This window comes from Kitasatospora sp. NPDC096204 (assembly GCF_044763205.1).
Classification (GTDB): Bacteria; Actinomycetota; Actinomycetes; order Streptomycetales; family Streptomycetaceae; genus Kitasatospora.
This window is the reverse complement of sequence record NZ_JBIWFT010000003.1, coordinates 333,556-353,426: the sequence shown is the minus strand read 5'-3', so window position 1 is coordinate 353,426 and position 19,871 is coordinate 333,556. Positions and strand designations below refer to the sequence as shown.

Sequence of the window (19,871 nt, the reverse complement as noted above, 5' to 3'; positions counted from 1 at the left end):
TTGCGGTCTCCGACCCGCGATACTAGGGGCGGGCATCGACGACGCCGCGCTCACCGCGCACGGCAGCAGAACAGAACGGGCCACCAGGCCCTTCCGAGGAGGAACGACAGCGTGACCTACGTCATCGCGCAGCCTTGTGTCGACGTGAAGGACAAGGCGTGCATCGAAGAATGCCCGGTTGACTGCATCTACGAGGGCGAGCGATCGCTCTACATCCACCCGGATGAGTGTGTCGACTGTGGCGCATGCGAGCCGGTCTGCCCGGTCGAGGCGATCTTCTACGAGGACGACACCCCGGAGGAGTGGAAGGACTACTACAAGGCGAACGTCGAGTTCTTCGACGACCTGGGTTCGCCCGGCGGCGCCTCCAAGCTCGGCCTGATCGAGCGTGACCACCCGTTCATCGCCGCTCTGCCGCCGCAGAACGCCGACCACTGACGATCGGTGGCACAACAGCTGTGAGCACCAACAGCACGCACGCGCCGTTCCCGGGCCACCCGGGGGCGGCGCGCCGCGTTTCGGACAAGCTGCCGGTCTTCCCCTGGGACAAGCTGGAGCCGTACAAGGCGACCGCGCTGGCCCACCCCGGCGGCCTCTGTGACTTCTCCGTCGGCACCCCGGTGGACCCGGTCCCCGAGGTGATCCAGAAGGCGCTGGCCGCGCACACCGACACCCCCGGCTACCCGACCGTCTGGGGCCCGCTGGAGCTGCGCGAAGCGATCGCCGGCTGGCTGCACCGCCGCGTGGGCGCGCGGATCGGCCCGCAGGCCGTGCTGCCGACCGTCGGCTCCAAGGAACTGGTGGCCTGGCTGCCGACCCAGCTCGGCCTCGGCCCCGGCGACCAGGTCGCCTACCCGCGCCTGGCCTACCCGACCTACGAGGTGGGCGCCCGGCTGTGCGGCGCCGAGCCGGTCGAGTACGACTCGGTGGACGAGCTGGACGGCTCCCGGGTGCGCCTGCTCTGGGTGAACTCGCCGTCCAACCCGACCGGCCGGGTGCTGGGCGCGGACGAGCTGCGCCGCGCCGTCGAGTGGGCCCGGGAGCACCGGGCGCTGCTGGTCAGCGACGAGTGCTACCTGGAGCTGGGCTGGGAGGCCGACCCGGTGTCGGTCCTGCACCCGGACGTCTGCGGCGACGACCACGAGGGCCTGCTGGCCGTCCACTCGCTCTCCAAGCGCTCCAACCTGGCCGGCTACCGCGCCTCCTTCGTGGCGGGCGACCCCGTGGTGGTCAGGGAGCTGCTGGAGGTGCGCAAGCACGGCGGCATGATCGTGCCGGCGCCCGTCCAGGCGGCGACCGTCGCCGCGCTCGCGGACGACGCGCACGTGGCCGAGCAGCGCGAGCGGTACGCGGCCCGGCGCTCGGCGCTGCGGGCGGCGCTGGAGGCGTACGGCTTCCGGATCGAGCACTCCGAGGCCAGCCTCTACCTGTGGGCGACCCAGGACCGCCCGTGCTGGGAGACGGTGGCCGAACTGGCCGGGCTGGGCATCCTGGTGGCGCCCGGCGACTTCTACGGGCCGGCCGGCGACCGCTTCGTGCGGGTCGCGTTCACGGCGACCGACGAGCGGGTCGCCGCGGCCGTGGAGCGGCTGGGCGCGGCGCGCTGACCGCACCCGGGGGAGCGCACCCCGGGGCCGTACGGCGAAGGGGGCCGGTGTCACGGACACCGGCCCCCTTCGGATTCCGCCCCGGAGAACGGGTGCGGACCGGACTACAGCGGCAGGCCGCCGAGGCCGCCGCCGTTGAGGCTGCCCAGCAGGCCGCCGAGCGGGCCGAGCGCGCCGGTCAGGCCGGACAGCGGGCTGTTCTTGCCGAGGTCGGCACCGCCGAGGCGGTTGGCCGAGCCGTGCTCGGCCAGGCCCAGCACGTCGGTGGCGGGCAGCTCGGCCGGCAGGGCCTGCCCGACCGAACCGAGCGGCAGCGCGCGCTGCACCGCGCCGACCGGCAGCGCGTCGGCGACGGCGGTGCCGCCGGGGACGGCGCCGGTGAGCGTCTCGGCGCCGGGCACGGCCTGGGTGACCGAGCCGGTCTGGGTCAGGCCGCCGAGCGGGTTGGTGCCGGCGGTGGCGCCGCGGGTCTCCGCGCTCTTGCCGGTGACGGCCTCGCCGAGCTTGCCGGCCAGGGCCGAGGCGACCTTCGGGGTGACGGTGGAGAGCTGGCCGGCGGTCGCGGCGGTCTGGTCGACCGGCGCGGTCAGCGAGCCGGCCTTCTCGTTGGCCTCGGGCAGCTGCTGGGCGACGATGTTGCCGGCGGCGTCGGCGGAGGCCGGTACGCCCGCGGCGACGGTGGCCGCCCCGGTGGTGCCGGCGGCCTGGCCGAGCTGGTGGGTGGTGTGCTGGAGCGTCGAGCCGGCGTCGGAGTTGGTCAGCTGGCCCAGCGGTGCCGCGAGGTCGCTCTTGGGCAGCAGGGCGTCCCCGCCCAGAGCGGACGCGGAGCCGGCCGCGAGCAGCGGGGTCGCTCCGGCGGCCACGACGAGCGCGGCCTGGGCGATCCGGCGCGTGAGGGGGTGAGACATGGGGCTCCTCGAAGGGGTCTGGGTCCGTCCCGTCCGCCCTGGGGGGCCGGGCGTTGCCGACCGGACGGACGACGTTGTTACCGCTTGAGAAGCCAGAAGGTTTCGGCCGGTGCAAGGAAGATTCCTGACCGACCATCGGATCGTACGACTGCAGCGGGACCGTCCGCCGGGGCCGGTCGGACGCCGTCGAACCGGCCCCGGACAAGGGGAGTGACGGTTCTTCATCCCGGTTCGCCGGAACGGGCGGTCGGTCCACCGGGGTTGACCGGAATCACTCGTCCGGCGGCAACCCGAACACCAGTGCGTCAGCTCTTCGTGGGCGGGGCCAGAGTGACCTGGACGAGCTTGGTCGAGGTGCCCGAGGTCTGGGTCTGCCAGCCGTCCTCGGACTTGGACTTGCGCCAGATCTTCCCGTCGTAGGCGACCGTCGCGATGCCCAGCTGCTGGGCCTGGGCGACCGCCCAGTGGGCGACCTCCCAGCCGCTCGCCCGCTCGGCGCTCACCCCGCCGTCCGTCCCCGCGTCCGGTCCTGAGGTCAGTGCGGTGGTGGCCGGGTCAGGGGTCAGCGCGACGGCGTTCTCGGCGCCCTTGATGGTCGAGGTGTACCCGGTCGCCGGGGTCACCGTACGGCCGAACTCCCGGCGCACCCGGTCGGACAGCACCTGGGCCCGGTCCGGCGCCGCGGCCGGGGTCGCGGTGGCGCCCGGGGCGGCCCCCGCGGCGGGGGAGTCGGAGTCCGCCGGGTCCGGCTTGGCGTAGTCGTGCACCACGCAGGAGAACGAGGCGGGCTCGCGGCCGGCCAGCGCCGAGGTGAGCAGGGTCGCCTTGGTCTCGTGCTTGGCGTAGGCCTGCGGGTAGCCGCTCTTCTGCACCGTCTGGGCGGCGTCGGTCAGCGGCATCCGGGTGTAGCCGGGGACCTTGACCAGGCCGTCCAGGAACTTGTTGGTCGCGTACACCGGGTCCGCGATCTGCGCCGGGGTGCCCCAGCCCATCGACGGCCGCTGCTGGAAGAGACCGATCGAGTCCCGGTCGCCGCCCGCGAGGTTGCGCAGCTTGGACTCCTGCATCGCCGTCGCCAGCGAGATCGTGGTGGCCCGGTCCGGCAGCCCGCGCGAGCGCGCCACCGCGGCGATCGTCGCGGCGTTGGCGGCCTGCGGCAGCTCCAGCGTGCCGTTGCCGGCCGCGCTCTTCACCGTGCACTCCTCCGACGCGCCCGGCTTGAAGCCGAACCACCAGATCCCGACCACGGCCAGACCGGCGACCAGCGCCAGGCCGAGCAGCCCGACGATCACCATCAGCAGGGCGCGCAGCGGCCCGCGGCGGCGAGTGGGCTCCTCTTCGTCGCCCAGCTGCTCGCTGCTCCTTCTCCTGGCCACCGTCGCCCCTCTCGCGCCTGCTCCTTGATCCGACACCGTACCCACTCGGACGGATGTACGGCGCCCCCCGGTTGCCGTCGCCCGCCCACTCGCCGCCGAGTCCGGACCGCGTCACGCGGCGGTCGCGCCGGGCGGACCGGACCGGGCGGACCGGGCCGCGGACTAGGCTGGCGCCCATGAGCAGCCCGAATCCGACGCCCCTGGACCTCACTCTCGACGGCGGGACGCTGACCGCCCGGCTCGTCGACTTCCCCTCGGTGAGCGGCGACGAGCAGGCGCTCGCCGACGCAGTGGAGGCCGCGCTGCGCGGCTACCCGCACCTCACCGTGGACCGCCACGGCAACAACGTGGTCGCCCGCACCGATCTGGGCCGCGCCGAGCGCGTCGTCCTGGCCGGCCACCTGGACACCGTGCCGATCGCCGACAATCTCCCCTCGTACGTCGAGGGCGACCTGCTCTACGGCTGCGGCGCCTCGGACATGAAGTCCGGCGTGGCCGTCCAGCTGCGCCTCGCCGCCACGCTGCCCGAGCCCAACCGGGACCTCACCTTCGTCTTCTACGACTGCGAGGAGGTGGAGGCCCACCGCAACGGCCTGGGCCACCTCGCCAAGGACCACCCGGAGTGGCTGGCCGGCGACTTCGCGGTGCTGATGGAGCCCAGCGGCGCCATGGTCGAGGGCGGCTGCCAGGGCACCCTGCGGGCGCAGGTGCGGCTCACCGGCGTGCGCGCCCACGCGGCCCGCAGCTGGCTCGGCGACAACGCCATCCACCACGCCGCCGAGGTGCTCACCCGGCTCGAGCGGTACCAGCCGCGCCGGGTGGAGATCGACGGCCTGGAGTACCGCGAGGGCCTGAACGCGGTCCGGATCGACGGTGGCGTGGCCGGCAACGTGATCCCGGACGAGTGCGTCGTGACGGTCAACTTCCGCTACGCGCCGGACCGCAGCGAGGCCGACGCGGAGAAGCACGTGCGCGAGGTCTTCGACGGCTTCGAGCTGACCGTCACCGACTTCGCCCCGGGCGCCCTGCCCGGACTCTCCCAGCCGGCCGCCCAGGCCTTCCTGGCGGCCACCGGCGGCCAGGCCCGGGCCAAGTTCGGCTGGACCGACGTCGCCCGGTTCAGCGCGCTCGGCGTCCCCGCGGTCAACTACGGCCCCGGCGACCCGAACCTGGCGCACAAGCGCGAGGAGCACTGCTCGCTGAGCGCCATCGCCGAGGTCGAGGAGCGGCTGCGCGCCTGGCTGACCAGCTGAGCCGCGCGCCGCGCCGACCGTCGGGACGGCGGCCGAACGCCACCTTCCGGATGCTCAACCGACCTTCCCCCGTTGCCTGAAAACGGGGGAAGGCGGGCGTAGGGTTTCGTCATGACAGGCACAGGAGACGAGAAGCACTACGGTCACGGCCCCGAGCAGGTCGGGGTGCCGCGGAAGAAGAAGGCCTGGCCCGAGAAGCAGAAGGGCCCGGTGCTGGTGCGCCGGGACCAGGTCGGCACGAGCACCACGGACCAGCGCCTGCTGGACACCACCGGTCCCACCGACTGGCTGCACACCGACCCGTGGCGGGTGCTGCGGATCACCTCCGAGTTCGTCGAGGGCTTCGGCGCCCTCGCCGAACTCCCGCCCGCGATCAGCGTCTTCGGCTCCGCCCGGACCCCGGCCGACTCGCCCGAGTACCAGGCGGGCGTGGCCATCGGCCGGGCCCTGGCCGAGGCCGGCTACGCGGTGATCACCGGCGGCGGCCCGGGCGCGATGGAGGCCGCCAACCGCGGCGCCTCCGAGGCCGGCGGTCTCAGCGTCGGGCTCGGCATCGAGCTGCCCTTCGAGCAGGGCCTCAACGAGTTCGTCGACCTCGGACTGAACTTCCGCTACTTCTTCGTCCGCAAGACGATGTTCGTGAAGTACGCCCAGGGGTTCGTGGTCCTGCCCGGCGGCCTCGGCACGCTGGACGAGCTGTTCGAGGCGCTCACCCTGGTGCAGACGAAGAAGGTCACCCGCTTCCCGGTGATCCTCTACGGCAGCGCCTACTGGGGCGGCCTCTACGAGTGGCTGAAGAACACCCTGGTCGAGCAGGGCAAGGCGGCCCCGCACGACCTGGAGCTGTTCCACATCACCGACGAGATCGACGAGGTCATGAAGATCCTCGCCGACGCCCGCCGACCCGCCGGCGAGATCTAGCCGGCCCCGGGCGGGTCCTGGGCGGGCCCTCGGCGGGACCGGGCCGAGGCGTTCACGCCAGCCCCCGGCGGGCGACCGCCGGGGGGCGGGTGCCCCGGATCGAGGCGACCATGTCCAGCACCTGGCGGGTCTCCGCGACCTGGTGCGCCCGGTAGACCCGCGCGCCCAGCCAGGCCGAGACCGCGGTGGTGGCCAGGGTGCCGAGCAGTCGCTCGTTCACCGGCCGGTCCAGGGTCTCGCCGACGAAGTCCTTGTTGGAGAGCGAGACCAGCACCGGGAAGCCGGTCGCGGTCATCTCCGGCAGCCGCCGGGTGGCCTCCAGCGAGTGCCGGGTGTTCTTGCCGAAGTCGTGTCCCGGGTCGATGATCAGCGCGTCCCGCCGCACGCCGAGTTCCACCGCGCGCTCGGCCAGTCCCACCGTCACCCGCAGGATGTCCGCCATCACGTCCTCGTACCCGGTCCGGTGCGGCCGGGTGCGGGGCTCGGCGCCGCCCGCGTGGGTGCAGACCAGCCCGACGTCGTACCGGGCGGCCACCTCGGCGAGCTTCGGGTCCACCCCGCCCCAGGCGTCGTTCAGCAGGTTCGCGCCCACCTCGCAGACCGCCTCGCCGACCTCGTGCCGCCAGGTGTCCACGCTGATCACCGCCTCGGGGTGGCGCTTGCGCAGCTCGGCCACGAAGGGCACGGTGCGCCGCAGCTCCTCCTCGACCGTGACCTCGTCGCCCGGCCCGGCCTTCACCCCGCCGATGTCCAGGATCGCCGCGCCCTCGGCCATCGCCCGGTCCGCGGCGGCGAAGGCGGCCTCGTCGGCGAAGGTCGCGCCCTTGTCGAAGAACGAGTCCGGCGTCCGGTTGACGATCGCCATGATCACCAGCTCGTCGTCACCGAATTCCCGCGGTCCCAGGCGCAGTGCCACCGATGTCTCCTCCACAGCTCCTGCGGGTGCGATGATGGCCCCCGGCCTCACTAAGGGACCATGCTGTCATGATCAGTGTGGTTACCTGCCACCACATAGCGGACCGGCCGGGAGTTCGGGAGGACAGCTCGTGTTCTGGGTGATCGTGGTCGCCATGGCCGTGGTGGTCGGCGGTGCCGCCCTGGTGGCGCTCGGTGGGGGAGGCTCGATGCCGGAGGCGGCGCCGGACCGCGTCTCCGCGCGGCTGCCGCAGGACCGCCCGCTGGGCAAGGCGGACGTGGACGAGCTGCGCCTGCCGATGGCCCTGCGCGGCTACCGGATGGACGAGGTGGACGACGTCCTGGACCGCCTCGGCGCCGAACTCGCCTACCGCGACGCGCGGATCGCCGAGCTGGAGGCCGCCGCCCACCTGCGCGGCGCGGTCGAGGCGGGCGGCGCCCCCGACCCGGCGGCCGAACCGCTGCCCGGCCTGGAGGAGTTCGCCCAGGTGGTCGAGCCGGCCGTGGCGCTCGCCAAGCGGCCGGCCGGGGAGCGGACCCCCGAGGACGCCGAGCCCGGGGGGGACAAGTGACGGACGAGGGCGCGGTGCTCGGCGCGGACGGCCTGCGCCGCTGCGGCTGGGGCGACTCCACCGACGACTACCGGGTCTACCACGACACCGAGTGGGGCCGGCCGGTGCACGGCGACGACGCGCTGTTCGAGCGGGTCTGCCTGGAGGCCTTCCAGTCCGGGCTGTCCTGGCTGACCATCCTGCGCCGCCGCGAGGGCTTCCGGGCCGCGTTCGCGGGCTTCGAGATCGCCAGGGTCGCCGAGTTCGGCGAGGCGGACAAGGAGCGCCTGCTCGCCGACACCGGCATCATCCGCAACCGGGCCAAGATCGAGGCGGCGGTCGCCAACGCGCGGGTCGCCCGCGACCTGGAGGGCGGACTGGACGCGCTGATCTGGGAGTTCGCCGGGGACCCGGACCGGCCGGCCCCCCGCACGATGGGCGAGGTACCGGCCGTCACGCCGGAGTCGACGGCGCTGGCGAAGGCGCTGAAGAAGGCGGGCTTCCGCTTCGTCGGCCCGACCACCGCCTACGCCCTGATGCAGGCCTGCGGCCTGGTCGACGACCACCTGGCGGACTGCCACGTCCGCGCCGCCGCCGGGCGCTGACCGGGGCCCCGGCCGGCCCGTCCGATCGGACGGGCCGGCCTGCAGTGGCCAACCGACCTAGCGGCCCAGGTACTTGGGCTTCTCCTTGGCGATGAAGGCGCGCACCGCGATCCGGTGGTCCTCGCTCTCGCCCGCCATCGTCTGCAACTCGTCCTCCTTGTCGAGGAGTTCGTCCAGGGAGTGGGAGGCGCCGTACGTCAGCGACTCCTTGATGGCGCCGTAGGCGACGGTCGGCCCCTCGGCCAGCTCGCGCGCGAAGGCCCGTGCGGTGGCGGCGAGTTCGTCGGCCGGCACCACCCTGGTGGCCAGGCCCAGCTCCATCGCCTCGGCGGCCTTGACCGTCCGGGGGAGCATCAGCAGCTCGGTGGCCCTGGCGTGCCCGACCAGTCGCGGCAGCGTCCAGGAGGCGCCCGAGTCGGCGGTCAGCGCGATCCCGGCGAAGGCGGTGTTGAAGCCGGCCCGGTCGGACAGGACGCGGAAGTCGCAGGCGAAGGCGAGCGAGGCGCCGGCTCCGGCCGCCACCCCGCCGACCGCGGCGACGGTCGGCTTGCGCATCCCGGCCAGCGCCCGCACCAGCGGGTTGTAGTGCTCGGCGACGGTCCGCAGCGCGCCCTCGCCGGTCTCCTCGGCCCGCTTCAGCAGCGCCAGGTGCTCGTTGAGGTCCTGGCCGACGCAGAACGCCCGCTCGCCCGCCCCGGTCAGCAGCACGGCCCGGACCGCCGGGTCCGCGGCCGCGGCGGCCACGGCGTCGCGCAGCGCGATCTTGGTGGCGACGTCGAGCGCGTTCATCGCCTCCGGGCGGTTGATGGTGATGACGGCCAAGCCGCCGTCCAGCTCGTACAGCACGGAATCGGACATGGGTGAGGGCTCCCCGGGGTCGTGGCGGTGTCAGTCGTGTGTGTCAGGATGCCGGAGCACGCGGGGGGCTGGGGAGTGTGAGGTATCGCACCTTCCCGCGGCGTCCGCACCGCCGCCACGCCGGGGCTTATGACGTGAATTGCGGTGGTTGGGGGCGGTCCGGCCGTGGTTGCACCGAGAGTGATGTTGGTCATCAGCCCGTGGCATGCGGGATAATGGCTTCCGATCAATGCGTTCGATACCGGCGGTGGACGGACTGCCGGTGCGTAGCTGAGCGGTTGCAGGAAGGGGAACGAGCATGGCGGCCATGAAGCCGCGGACGGGTGACGGCCCGCTCGAAGTCACCAAAGAGGGGCGGGGCATCATCATGCGCGTTCCGCTCGAAGGCGGCGGACGCCTTGTGGTGGAGCTCACGCCTGACGAGGCCGAGGCCCTCGGCGAGGCCCTGAAGAAGGCCTGCGGCTGACCGCAGCAGGTGCTCGCCATCTCCTGGAGATGTGCTGCCGGGCCCGGGTACGACGTCATGTCGGCCCGGGTCCGCACGTTTTCCGGGCCCGGGCCGTGAGGCCCGCGGGTCCGCGGCGCCCCGAGGGGCGCCGGGCTCAGCGCTTGATCGCGCAGAGCAGTCCGTCCGACACCGGCAGCAGCGCCGGCAGCAGGTCCTCGCTCTCCCGCACGTCCCGGACCAGGTCCCGGACGGCGCCGGTCTGCGGGTCCTGGAGCTCCGGCTCGGCCAGCCGGCCCTCCTGGAAGACCCCCTCGAAGCAGACCATCCCACCCGGCCGCAGCAGCCGCAGCGCCTCGCGCAGGTACTCGCAGGACTCCGCGGGGTCGCCGTCGCAGAACACCAGGTCGTACTGGCCGTCGGCGAGCCGGGGCAGCACCTCCAGCGCCCGGCCCGGTATGAACCGGGAGCGGTTGGTCGCGAACCCGGCCGCCTGGTACGCCTCGCGGGCCAGCTGCTGGCGCACCGGCTCCGAGTCGACCGTGGTGAGCACGCCGTCCGGCCGCATGCCGCGCAGCAGGTAGACCCCGGACACACCGGTGCCGGTGCCGATCTCGGCCACCGCCTTGGCGTCCAGCGCGGCCGCCAGCAGCCGCAGGCAGGCCCCGCCGCTCGGCCCGATCGCCCGTATCCCGGTCCGCGCGGACTGCGCCCGGGCGTAGGTCAGGACGGCGTCCTCGCCCACGTAGGTGTCGGCGAGGGCCGCGTGCGCGGGCCCGAACTCGCTGATGGCTGCCTCTTTCGGAGCCCCGGGCGGCGGCCCGGTGCCGAGGGATGTCGATATTTCCTGGCACAGATTACTGGCCGACCGGGAACCGCGTACGGCGGCGGGCCGTTGTCATGTCAGACCGGGGGCGCAAGACCTCCCGGGCACTTTTATCCGGGCTTGACGGGTGAGGTGGATATGGTGGTGGCCCTGCTGGGCAGAAGAGCCGACCGAGGAGGTGTGGCCGAGGGCGACGTCCCTGTGCGGCGGCACTTCCGCGGCACCGCGTCGGCCCGTACGCCGAAGCCCGTGATGAACCAGCCTGCGCACTCCGACCTGGACCAGCCCGTGGCCGCGACGCCGGCCGACGGTGCCACCGAGGCCCCCGCTCTCGCGACCTTCTCCGAGGGTCCCGACGCGCAGACCTGGACTCCGCCCACGTGGGAGGAGATCGTCGAGGCGCACAGCGCCCGGGTCTACCGGCTGGCCTACCGCCTGACGGGCAACCAGCACGACGCCGAGGACCTCACCCAGGAGGTCTTCGTCCGGGTGTTCCGTTCGCTGTCCACGTACACCCCCGGCACGTTCGAGGGCTGGCTGCACCGGATCACCACCAACCTCTTCCTGGACATGGTCCGCCGCCGCCAGCGCATCCGTTTCGACGCGCTCGGCGAGGACGCGGCCGAGCGGCTCGCCTCCCGCGAGCCCAGCCCGGCCCAGCACTTCAGCGACACCCACTTCGACGCCGACGTGCAGCAGGCCCTGGACACCCTCGCGCCGGAGTTCCGCGCCGCCGTGGTGCTCTGCGACATCGAGGGCCTGTCCTACGAGGAGATCGCCGCCACGCTGGGCGTCAAGCTCGGCACCGTCCGCAGCCGCATCCACCGCGGCCGTTCGCACCTGCGCGCCGCGCTCAAGCACCGCGCCCCCGGCTCGGCCCCCGGCCGTGAGCGCCGCGGCGGCTCGGAGGAGCCGGTTCCGGTGGCCGTCGGCGCCGGTGCGCTCGAGGCCGCGGTCGCGCCCGGTGGGCGCGGACGGAGGCGATCGTGAGCGGAACCAGCCGGTCCGGTTCGGACCGGTCGGACGCCTCCGACCGGTCTCCGAGCCGACGGGGCTGGGCCCTGCCGGGCCGTCGCGGAGGCGACGAACCCGGTGAGCCCGTGCTGCCCGGGGTGGCACTGCCCGCGGACACGGCGCTGCACGCGCTCCCCGTCCGCCCCGCCGTCGAGGAGCACCACCTCGGCGAGCGCCTCTCCGCCTTCCTGGACGGCGAACTCGGCCACGACTCGCGCGACCGCGTCCAGGCCCACCTGGCGACCTGCCCCCAGTGCCTCGCGGAGGCCGACGAGGGCCGCGCCGTCAAGCACATGCTGGCCCGCTCCGGCCCGCCCGGCCCGTCCTCCGCGCTGATGGCCCGGCTGATGGCCGTCGGCAACCTCCCCGAGGACGCCCCGGAGGACGGCGACTGGCGTTCCGGGCGGCGCGGACGCCGCGAGGACGACGACGACCTGCCCGGCGGCGGGGTCGCGGCCACCGGCACGCTCGGCGGCAGCCGGCTCGACGGCGGCTCCTTCGGCCGCGGCGCCGGGGCCTCCTTCGGCGCGGGCGCGCTCGGCGCCGACTCCCCGCTGCCCGGCGTCGACCCGCGCGCCTTCGGCCGCGGCACGGTGCTGCGGCCGCTGATGGGCCGGCGCTCCGCCCGCTCCGAGACCGCCGCCGCCCCGGCCCGTCCGCAGCCCGCCGCGGCCGCCGCCGGCCGGTCCCCCGTGCGGGGCCGACGGCTGGTGTTCGCCGCCGCGGGAGCCTTCTCCGTCGCCGCGGTGACGCTCGGCGGCGTCGGCGGGCTCAGCACGCAGGGTGAGGAGCGCCACGGCACCACCGTCAGCCCGCCCGGCAGCGGCCGCAGCGGCCTCGTCCCGACGACCGCGCAGGTCCCGGTGGACTTCGCAGGCCGCCCGGTCGCCGCGACCCGCGACGCGACCCCGCCGGGCTCCCCGGAGCGTTACCCCGGGGGCTTCGCCGCGCTGCGCCAGCAGATCCGCTAGACCCCGAAGGACACCGGCGCTCCGGCTCGGACGCCCGGCCACCGGCAGGTCTTTACCACGGCTTCATCACAGCGTGGGCCAAGGACTCGCCGGTGGCCATTACCCTGTAGGAACCGTCGTCCGACGAGTTAGGGAGCAAAGGTGTTCAGCGACGTCAGTGGGCTGGAGGTCCTGACCCTGGTCGTGATGGCGATCATCATCTTCGGCCCGGACAAGCTCCCCAAGCTGATCCAGGACACCATGGGCTTCATCCGGAAGATCCGGTCCTTCGCCGACAACGCGAAGGAGGACATCCGCAGCGAGCTGGGCCCCGAGTTCAAGGACTTCGAGTTCGAGGACCTGAACCCCAAGACCTTCGTGCGCAAGCAGCTCATGGGCGACCAGGACGATCCGCTGGGCCTCAAGGACATGAAGGACAGCCTGGACATCCGGTCCGTCCTGGACGACAAGCCAGCGGCGCCGGTCAACGGCCGCAGCGGCAGCGTCAGCTTCGAGAAGTCCGCCCCTGCGCCCGCCTCCACCGGAGCCCCGCTGGCGCCCGGCGAGCGGCCCCCGTTCGACCCCGACGCGACCTGACCGGTACCGCGTCCGGCGCCCCGGCGCCGCGCCACCGCCCCGCCCGGCCACCCGGCTGAGCGGGGCGGTGGCGTGTGCGCCGCTATTGTGCTGATTGTTCCGCTGAGCCGTCCGTCACACCGCGCCCCGTCGCGGTCCGGGAACGGCCCCGCGGAACGCCGCGGTGCGCCACCATGGGAGCGCGCCACGGCAGGCAAACGTGTGTTTGAGGAGGCCCGGGGATGGACGCGACGAGTCAGACGGGAGGGGCGACGGTCACGGCCGGCGGCCCGGTGGTCGGCGGACAGGCCGGCCCGGCGGACCCGCTGGTGCCCTACCTGTCCGCCGACTTCCCCTGGTACGGGCTGGACGAGGGCTGGACCGGCCGCCGCTTCCTGGTGCAGGCCGGCGCGGGCCCCCGCACCGCGGGCAGCCTCGACTACGGCTCGCTCGGCCACGGCGAGGAGCCGGCCAGGCAGTACGAGCCGCGCGACGTACGGAAGTTCGCCGTCGTGGTCACGGTGGCCCGCCGGGACAGCCGGCGCAGCGCCGACAACACCGGCACCCTGGAGGCGACCTCCGCCTCCTCCGCCGCCTGGCTGGCCGGCTCCGGCCTGCTCGCCGCGACCTGGCCAGGGCAGCTGGACCGGGCGCTGCGCCAGGACTGGCTGGACCAGCAGAGCAGCCTCGCCTGGGACCTCGCCGACGACCTGGCCGGCCCCGGCTGGTCCACCCTCAGCCTGCCGGTCAACGGCCTGCCGCAGCCCTTCCGCTACCGCGAGTCCGAGTACGGCTGGGTGCTGGCCGGCGAGGCCCCCGGCGTCCTGCTCGGTGCCTACGGCCGGGGCGTCAGCGCCTACGGCATCGGCTTCTCCACCGTCCCGGACCTGGCGGCCTACACCCGGCCGTAGGGCCCTCGGCCGTACGGCCGTACGACGGAGGGCCGGGTGGTGTGCCCACCCGGCCCTCCGTCGGTCACGGCCTCAGAACTTGTTCCTGGGCGTCAGGCCCAGCGACATCCCGGACAGCCCGCGCTGGCGGCCGCCGAGCTTGCCGGCCACCGCGCGCAGGGCGGCGCCGGCCGGGGAGTCGGGCGCGGCGAGCACGACCGGGCGGCCGTCGTCGCCGCCCTCGCGCAGCCGCACGTCGATCGGGATCGAGCCGAGCACCGGGACGGTCGCGCCGACGGTGCGGGTGAGCGCGTCCGCGACGGTCTGGCCGCCGCCGGTGCCGAAGACGTCGATCATCTCGTCGCAGTGCGGGCACGGCATGCCGGACATGTTCTCGATCACGCCGACGATCTTCTGGTGGGTCTGCACCGCGATGGTGCCGGCCCGCTCGGCCACCTCGGCGGCGGCCATCTGCGGGGTGGTGACGATCAGGATCTCCGCGTTGGGGACCAGCTGGGCCACCGAGATCGCGATGTCGCCGGTGCCGGGCGGCAGGTCCAGCAGCAGCACGTCCAGGTCGCCCCAGTACACGTCGGCGAGGAACTGCTGGAGCGCGCGGTGCAGCATCGGGCCGCGCCAGACCACCGGGGCGTTGCCCGGGGTGAACATGCCGATCGAGATGACCTTCACGCCGTTCGCCTGCGGCGGCATGATCATGTCCTGGACCTGGGTCGGCCGGCCCTCGACGCCCAGCATGCGCGGCACGCTGTGGCCGTAGATGTCGGCGTCCACCACGGCGACCTTCAGGCCGTCGGCGGCCATCGCGGCCGCCAGGTTGACGGTCACCGAGGACTTGCCGACGCCGCCCTTGCCGGAGGCGACGGCGTAGACCCGGGTCAGGGTGCCCGGCTTGGCGAACGGGATCTCCCGCTCGGGGGCGCCGCCGCGCAGCAGCTGGGACAGCTCCTTGCGCTGCTCGTCGCTCATCACGTCGAGCTCGACCTCGACGCCGGTCACGCCGGGGACCTTCCCGACCGCCTCGCGCACCCGGGTGACGATGGTGTCGCGCATCGGGCAGCCGGAGACCGTCAGGTAGACCGCGACGCGCACCGCGCCGTCCTCGGCGATCCCGACCGATTTCACCATGCCGATCTCGGTGATCGGGCGGTTGATCTCCGGGTCGTTGACGGTCGCCAGCGCCTGGCGTACGGACTCCTCCGTGACGCCGGCCGCGACCTCTGTCTCGTTGGCCATGCCTTGATGGTACGGCGCCCGGCGAAGTCGTTGACCCGTCGGTAGCGTGCCGAGGGTCACAGCGGTTCGGGGGCGTCCCGGCGCTCGTCGATCTCCTTGAGCAGGGACTGGAGTTCGGACCGGATGAAGTCCCGGGTGGCGACCTCGCCGAGCCCGTGCCGCAGGGCCGCGACCTCGCGGGTCAGGTACTCGGTGTCGGCGATGTTGCGGTCGCTGCGGGCCCGGTCCTGCTCCATGTTGACCCGGTCCCGGTTGTCCTGGCGGTTCTGCGCCAGCAGGATCAGCGGGGCCGCGTACGAGGCCTGCAGGGACAGCGCCAGGGTCAGGAAGATGAACGGGTACTCGTCGAAGCGCACGCTCGTCGGCAGCAGGGTGTTCCACGCTATCCAGACGACGACCACCACCGTCATCCAGACGATGAACCGCCCGGTGCCGAGGAAGCGGGCGATCCGCTCGGACAGGACGCCGAACGCCTCCGGATCGTAGGAGGGCAGCGTGATCAGGCCGGGGCGCGCGGTGCGCGGCTGGTCGAGCCGGGTGCGGCCGGTGCCGGTGATCGGCGCGGTGTCGGCGCGCCGGTCCCGGCCGCCCTCGCGGGTGCGCAGCTCGCGCAGCTGCCGCAGCTGGCGCAGCTCGCCCTGGAGGCGCCGGCGCGCGGAGTCGTCCTTCCGGCCGTTGCGGTCACCGTCCACCGGTCACCCCTTCCCTGTCGTCCTGGTGGGTGTCGTCGCCGGGGTGCGTCGCGGCGTCGCGCCAGTCCTCCGGCAGCAGGTGGTCGAGCACGTCGTCGACGGTCACCGCCCCGAGCAGGTGGTCGGCCTCGTCCACGACCGGCGCGGCGACCAGGTTGTAGGTCGCCAGGTAGCTGGTGATCAACGACAGCGGGGTGTCCGGCGGCAGCGGGTCCAGGTCGTCGTCCACCAGCGAGCCGACCAGGACGTACGGGGGCTCGCGCAGCAGCCGCTGGAAGTGCACGGTGCCCAGGTAGCGGCCGGTCGGGGTCTCGTTCGGCGGGCGGCAGACGAAGACCTGCGCGGCCAGGGCGGGCTTGTGGTCGCTGACCCGGACCCTCGCCAGCGCCTCGGCGACCGTGGCGTCCGGCTCCAGCACGATCGGCTCGGTGGTCATCAGACCGCCGGCGGTGTCCTCCTCGTACGTCAGCAGGCGGCGCACCGGCGCGGCCTCGTCCGGCTCCATCAGCTGGAGCAGCCGCTCGGCCTCGTCGCCGGGCAGCTCGGAGAGCAGGTCGGCGGCGTCGTCCGGGTCCATCGCCTCCAGGACGTCGGCGGCGCGCTCCTCCTGGAGCTTGCCGATGATCTCGACCTGGTCGTCCTCTGGCAGCTCCTCCAGGACGTCGGCCAGCCGCTCGTCGTCGAGGGCGGCGGCCACCTCGGCGCGGCGCTTGGCGGACAGGTGGTGCAGCACGCTGGCGAGGTCGGCGGGGCGCAGCTGCTCGAAGGTGGCGAGCAGGTTGGCCGCGCCCTGGTCCTGCTCGGGCAGGGAGAAGCCGGTGACATCCTGCCAGTCCAGGGTGAGCCGCTCACCCTTGCCCTTGCGCAGCCGGCCGGCCCGGCCGACCTGCACGAAGACCTTGCTGATCTCCCACTCGCGCAGCCGGGTCTGCACCATGCCGACGTCCAGCACGGTGACGTCCTCACCGGTCTTGGACCAGGTGACGGTGCGGTCCAGCAGCTCGGCGAGCACCAGGGTCTCGGACGGGCGCTGCTCGAAGCGGCGCAGGTTGATCACGCCGGTGGTGAGCACCTGGCCGGACTCCAGGCTGGTCACCCGGGTCATTGGCAGGAAGATCCGGCGCCGGCCGACCACCTCGACCACCAGGCCGAGCACGCGCGGCGGGCGGCCGCCGAGCCGCAGCGACACGACCACGTCCCGGACCCGTCCGACCTGGTCGCCGTTCGGGTCGAAGACCGCGATGGCGGAGAGATGGGAGATGAAGACCCGGGTGCCTGGCCCTGCCATGGACTCCCTCGACTCGCTCGACGCCGTACCGGGGGCGCCGGGGGCGCACCCGCGGCCAAGGCTACCCGCGTGTTCCGGGCCCGGCCGGGAGGCACGGTAGCCGTCGGACGAGTCCTGGGCGTGAACCTTTAACGGCGCTTGAACAGCAGTTTGGGCAGGCCGGCCGGGATCGGGCGGCGGGTGGTGGCCGGGGTGGGCAGCGGCTGCGCGAGGTGCGAGTCGTCCGGCATCGCCCCGGGGCGCTCGGTGAGCGGGCCGACCGGCTCCAACCGCAGCACCCGGCACTCGCGGGCCCAGCGGGCGGTGATGGCGTCGGTGTCGGGCGCGTTCAGGCGCTTGCCCTTGAGCTCCTCGACGGCGCCCAGCCAGGCCTCGCTGTCCGGGGCCGGCTCGACGACCCGGGCGCTCCAGCCGGTCAGCCGGCCGCCCTTGTCCTTGCTGCGGACGGTCACCACGGCGCCGGCGCCGGGCTCCAGGCCGTGCAGCGGCTGCTCGCCGCCCCCGCCGACCACCACGACCGCGCCGTCGTGCCAGGCGTGCCACAGCGGCCGGGCGTGCTCCTGCCCCTCCGCGCGCACCCAGAGCAGCCCCGACTTCTTCGCGGCCTCCTCCAGCAGGGCCTGGTCGAGGAAGTCGTCGGCGGTCGCGGCGGCGGGCGTACGGTCCATGGCGGACAGCGTACGGCCAGTGGGCCCGTCCCGTGGCGCGGCCGGGACGCCCGGACGTCTCAGCCCCCGGGCGACAGTTCCATTGCGCCGCCACGGGCCTTACCGTATGACGGCCCCACCCACGCGACCAGCAAGGAGCGCCGTGCCCGCCGCCCGGCCCGCGACCGCCACCACCCCGACCGCCGCCCCCGCGACCGCCGACCCGGGCCCGGCGCACCCGCTCCCCACCCTCGACCTGCTGCTGCTCGCCGTCTCGATCGGCGGCATCTCGCTGTCCGGCCCGCTGATCAGCGCCACCGCCGCGCCCGCGCTGGCGATCGCCCTCTGGCGCAACGTCATGTCGGTCGGCGTCCTCGGCCCGTACGCGCTGCTGCGCCACCGCGCCGAGCTGCGCGGGATCGGCCGGCGGGCGCTGCTGCTCGCGGTGGCCGCCGGGGCGCTGCTCGCCGTGCACTTCGCGCTCTGGATGCCCAGCCTGCGGATGACCTCGGTGGCCTCGGCCACCGCCCTGGTCACCACCACCCCGCTGTGGACCATCCTGCTGATGCGGCTGATGGGCGTCCGCGCACCACGGCTGGTCTGGCTCGGCACCGTCGTCGCCTTCACCGGGGTGCTGGTGCTGACCGGCGTGGACCTCTCGCTCTCCCCGCGCGCGCTGCTCGGCGACGCGCTCGCGCTCGCCGCCGGCCTGGCCGCGGCCGGGTACATGCTGCTGGGCGCCGAGGTCCGCAAGACCGTCAGCACCACCGCGTACACGCTGGTCTGCTACGCCACCACGGCGGCGGTGCTGCTGGGGATCTGCCTGGTCGCCGGGACGCCGCTGGCCGGGTGGCCGGCCGGGGTCTGGTGGCAGATCGTGCTGCTGATGGTCGCCGCCCAGCTGCTCGGCCACTCGCTGAGCAACCGCGTGGTGCGCAACCTCGGGCCGTCGATCACCTCCACCGCGATCCTGCTGGAGACCCCGGGCGCGGCGCTGATCGCCGCCCTCTGGCTGGGCCAGTGGCCCCCGGCGGCCGCCTACCCGGCGGTGGTGCTGATCCTGCTCGGCCTCGTCCTGGTCGCCCGCGGCGGGCGCAGGTAGCCGTCAGAGCCAGCCGTTGCGGCGGAAGCCCCGGTACATCCCGAAGCAGATCAGCACGATCGCGCCGAGCACCGTCGGATAGCCGTACTTGTGGTGCAGCTCGGGCATGTACTCGAAGTTCATGCCGTAGACACCGGTGATCATGGTGGGCACCGCGAAGATCGCCGCCCAGGCGGTGATCTTGCGCATGTCCTCGTTCTGCGCCACCGAGACCTGCGCCAGGTTCGCCTGCAGCAGCGAGTTCAGCAGCTCGTCGAAGCCGTGCACCTGCTCGGCGACCCGCGCCAGGTGGTCGGCGACGTCCCGGAAGTACTTCTGGATGTCCGGGTCCACCAGCCGCTGGACCGGCTCCGACAGCTGCTGCATCGGGCGCAGCAGCGGCACCACCGCGCGCTTGAACTCCAGTACCTCACGCTTGAGTTGGTAGACCCGGCCGACGTCGGCGCTGCGCCCGCCCTTGGCCGAGAAGACGCCGTACTCGATCTCGTCCACGTCGTTCTGGAGCCGCTCGGCGACCAGCAGGTAGTTGTCCACGACGTGGTCGGCGATCGCGTGCAGCACCGCCGACGGGCCCTTGGCGAGCAGCCCGGCCTCGTCCGCGTCCGCCTCCAGCCGGTGGCGCAGCTCCTGCAGCGAGCCGTGGCCGCCGTGCCGGACGGTGATCACGAAGTCCCGGCCGGCGAAGACCATCAGCTCGCCCGTCTCCACCACCTCGCTGGTGGGCGTGAGCTGGTCGTGCTCCACGTAGCGGATGGTCTTGAAGACGGCGAACAGCACGTCGTCGTAGCGCTCGACCTTCGGCCGCTGGTGCGCGTGCACCGCGTCCTCGACCGCGAGCGGGTGAAGCCCGAAGCGCTGGGCGATCCCCGCGAACTCGGCCTCGGTCGGCTCGTGCAGGCCGATCCAGCTGAACGAGCCCTCGCCCTCGGGGAGCAGGTGGGCGGCCCTGACCCGGTGGGCGGCCTCGCGCGGGCTGCACGTCTCGCCCCTGCGCTTGCCGTGCTGGTAGACCGCGCAGTCCACGACCGCCGAGGCGGCGTCCTCGGGCAGGACGCCGTAGACGCCGGCCGCGCCGCGGCGGCGGTTGGTGCGGACGGCGGCGCGCAGGCTGTTGATCATCGACATGACAGGCTCCCAGAGGCAGGAACCGTCGCGCGGCGGCACGGAAGAAGAAACGTTCGGCCGCGGTACGA

The 19,871-nt window shown here is 73.8% G+C and carries 22 protein-coding genes; 12 read left to right on the top strand and 10 right to left on the bottom strand.

What is annotated here, in order from left to right; translation table 11 throughout:
• Positions 1 to 111: 111 nt before the first annotated feature.
• Together fdxA and dapC are read left to right on the top strand one after the other, a co-directional pair.
• Positions 112 to 438 carry a ferredoxin gene (gene fdxA / locus ACIQ87_RS04970; protein WP_030061559.1) on the top strand — a complete coding sequence of 109 codons (327 nt, stop codon included), beginning with the start codon at positions 112 to 114 and terminating at the stop codon, positions 436 to 438.
• 20 nt (positions 439 to 458) lie between these two features.
• The gene (dapC, locus tag ACIQ87_RS04965; RefSeq protein WP_392873552.1) at positions 459 to 1,607 is read left to right on the top strand and encodes a succinyldiaminopimelate transaminase; all 1,149 of its coding nucleotides are present in this window, start codon (positions 459 to 461) and stop codon (positions 1,605 to 1,607) included.
• Positions 1,608 to 1,711: 104 nt separating this feature from the next.
• On the opposite strand, the gene ACIQ87_RS04960 is transcribed toward dapC, so the two are convergent.
• Entirely contained in the window at positions 1,712 to 2,515 is an 804-nt protein-coding gene (locus ACIQ87_RS04960) for a hypothetical protein (RefSeq protein ID WP_402401580.1), read from the bottom strand.
• A gap of 305 nt (positions 2,516 to 2,820) precedes the next feature.
• Positions 2,821 to 3,891, bottom strand: coding sequence for a hypothetical protein (locus tag ACIQ87_RS04955; protein WP_402401577.1), 1,071 nt, complete (start codon positions 3,889 to 3,891; stop codon positions 2,821 to 2,823).
• A gap of 176 nt (positions 3,892 to 4,067) precedes the next feature.
• Between ACIQ87_RS04955 and dapE the strand changes: the two genes are divergently transcribed.
• Positions 4,068 to 5,144 carry a succinyl-diaminopimelate desuccinylase gene (gene dapE, locus ACIQ87_RS04950; RefSeq protein WP_402401574.1) on the top strand — a complete coding sequence of 359 codons (1,077 nt, stop codon included), beginning with the start codon at positions 4,068 to 4,070 and terminating at the stop codon, positions 5,142 to 5,144.
• 111 nt (positions 5,145 to 5,255) lie between these two features.
• Positions 5,256 to 6,065, top strand: a complete 810-nt coding sequence (locus tag ACIQ87_RS04945) for a TIGR00730 family Rossman fold protein (RefSeq protein WP_402401571.1) — start codon at positions 5,256 to 5,258, stop codon at positions 6,063 to 6,065.
• A 52-nt stretch (positions 6,066 to 6,117) separates the two neighbouring features.
• Here the strand turns inward: ACIQ87_RS04945 and folP are convergent, their stop codons facing one another.
• Positions 6,118 to 6,930, bottom strand: coding sequence for a dihydropteroate synthase (gene folP / locus ACIQ87_RS04940; protein ID WP_402401879.1), 813 nt, complete (start codon positions 6,928 to 6,930; stop codon positions 6,118 to 6,120).
• Positions 6,931 to 7,111: 181 nt separating this feature from the next.
• On the opposite strand from folP, the gene ACIQ87_RS04935 reads away from it, so the two are divergent.
• Both ACIQ87_RS04935 and ACIQ87_RS04930 read left to right on the top strand, forming a co-directional pair.
• Positions 7,112 to 7,552, top strand: a complete 441-nt coding sequence (locus tag ACIQ87_RS04935) for a DivIVA domain-containing protein (RefSeq protein ID WP_402401568.1) — start codon at positions 7,112 to 7,114, stop codon at positions 7,550 to 7,552.
• On the top strand, positions 7,549 to 8,136 hold the full coding sequence (locus tag ACIQ87_RS04930; protein WP_402401566.1) for a DNA-3-methyladenine glycosylase I: 588 nt from the start codon (positions 7,549 to 7,551) through the stop codon (positions 8,134 to 8,136). The genes ACIQ87_RS04935 and ACIQ87_RS04930 overlap by 4 nt, the downstream gene beginning before the upstream one ends.
• 57 nt (positions 8,137 to 8,193) lie before the next feature.
• On the opposite strand, the gene ACIQ87_RS04925 is transcribed toward ACIQ87_RS04930, so the two are convergent.
• Entirely contained in the window at positions 8,194 to 8,994 is an 801-nt protein-coding gene (locus ACIQ87_RS04925) for an enoyl-CoA hydratase-related protein (RefSeq protein WP_402401563.1), read from the bottom strand.
• Between the two features lie 298 nt (positions 8,995 to 9,292).
• On the opposite strand from ACIQ87_RS04925, the gene ACIQ87_RS04920 reads away from it, so the two are divergent.
• Complete coding sequence (locus ACIQ87_RS04920) at positions 9,293 to 9,460, top strand: DUF3117 domain-containing protein (protein WP_380552276.1); 168 nt, start codon at positions 9,293 to 9,295, stop codon at positions 9,458 to 9,460.
• Between the two features lie 136 nt (positions 9,461 to 9,596).
• Here the strand turns inward: ACIQ87_RS04920 and ACIQ87_RS04915 are convergent, their stop codons facing one another.
• Entirely contained in the window at positions 9,597 to 10,229 is a 633-nt protein-coding gene (locus ACIQ87_RS04915) for an O-methyltransferase (protein ID WP_402401876.1), read from the bottom strand.
• Positions 10,230 to 10,517: 288 nt separating this feature from the next.
• Between ACIQ87_RS04915 and sigE the strand changes: the two genes are divergently transcribed.
• From sigE to ACIQ87_RS04895, 4 genes are all read left to right on the top strand, one after another.
• Positions 10,518 to 11,255, top strand: coding sequence for an RNA polymerase sigma factor SigE (gene sigE / locus ACIQ87_RS04910; protein ID WP_402401874.1), 738 nt, complete (start codon positions 10,518 to 10,520; stop codon positions 11,253 to 11,255).
• Positions 11,256 to 11,377: 122 nt separating this feature from the next.
• A complete protein-coding gene (locus tag ACIQ87_RS04905) occupies positions 11,378 to 12,250 on the top strand; it encodes a zf-HC2 domain-containing protein (RefSeq protein ID WP_402401560.1) in 873 nt (290 codons plus the stop codon).
• Between the two features lie 141 nt (positions 12,251 to 12,391).
• On the top strand, positions 12,392 to 12,826 hold the full coding sequence (locus tag ACIQ87_RS04900; RefSeq protein WP_402401557.1) for a sec-independent translocase: 435 nt from the start codon (positions 12,392 to 12,394) through the stop codon (positions 12,824 to 12,826).
• 221 nt (positions 12,827 to 13,047) lie between these two features.
• On the top strand, positions 13,048 to 13,716 hold the full coding sequence (locus ACIQ87_RS04895; protein WP_402401555.1) for a hypothetical protein: 669 nt from the start codon (positions 13,048 to 13,050) through the stop codon (positions 13,714 to 13,716).
• A 72-nt stretch (positions 13,717 to 13,788) separates the two neighbouring features.
• On the opposite strand, the gene ACIQ87_RS04890 is transcribed toward ACIQ87_RS04895, so the two are convergent.
• From ACIQ87_RS04890 to ACIQ87_RS04875, 4 genes are all read right to left on the bottom strand, one after another.
• Positions 13,789 to 14,949 carry an Mrp/NBP35 family ATP-binding protein gene (locus ACIQ87_RS04890; protein WP_402401552.1) on the bottom strand — a complete coding sequence of 387 codons (1,161 nt, stop codon included), beginning with the start codon at positions 14,947 to 14,949 and terminating at the stop codon, positions 13,789 to 13,791.
• A 56-nt stretch (positions 14,950 to 15,005) separates the two neighbouring features.
• On the bottom strand, positions 15,006 to 15,554 hold the full coding sequence (locus tag ACIQ87_RS04885) for a DUF1003 domain-containing protein (RefSeq protein ID WP_402401871.1): 549 nt from the start codon (positions 15,552 to 15,554) through the stop codon (positions 15,006 to 15,008).
• Between the two features lie 76 nt (positions 15,555 to 15,630).
• Positions 15,631 to 16,929 carry a magnesium transporter MgtE N-terminal domain-containing protein gene (locus ACIQ87_RS04880; RefSeq protein ID WP_392873518.1) on the bottom strand — a complete coding sequence of 433 codons (1,299 nt, stop codon included), beginning with the start codon at positions 16,927 to 16,929 and terminating at the stop codon, positions 15,631 to 15,633.
• Between the two features lie 128 nt (positions 16,930 to 17,057).
• Complete coding sequence (locus ACIQ87_RS04875; protein ID WP_402401550.1) at positions 17,058 to 17,597, bottom strand: hypothetical protein; 540 nt, start codon at positions 17,595 to 17,597, stop codon at positions 17,058 to 17,060.
• 142 nt (positions 17,598 to 17,739) lie between these two features.
• Here ACIQ87_RS04875 and ACIQ87_RS04870 point away from each other — a divergent pair, with 142 nt between their 5' ends.
• The gene (locus tag ACIQ87_RS04870) at positions 17,740 to 18,678 is read left to right on the top strand and encodes a DMT family transporter (protein ID WP_402401547.1); all 939 of its coding nucleotides are present in this window, start codon (positions 17,740 to 17,742) and stop codon (positions 18,676 to 18,678) included.
• A 3-nt stretch (positions 18,679 to 18,681) separates the two neighbouring features.
• Here ACIQ87_RS04870 and corA read toward each other — a convergent pair whose 3' ends face one another.
• A complete protein-coding gene (gene corA / locus ACIQ87_RS04865) occupies positions 18,682 to 19,803 on the bottom strand; it encodes a magnesium/cobalt transporter CorA (RefSeq protein ID WP_402401544.1) in 1,122 nt (373 codons plus the stop codon).
• Between the last annotated feature and the right edge of the window lie 68 nt (positions 19,804 to 19,871).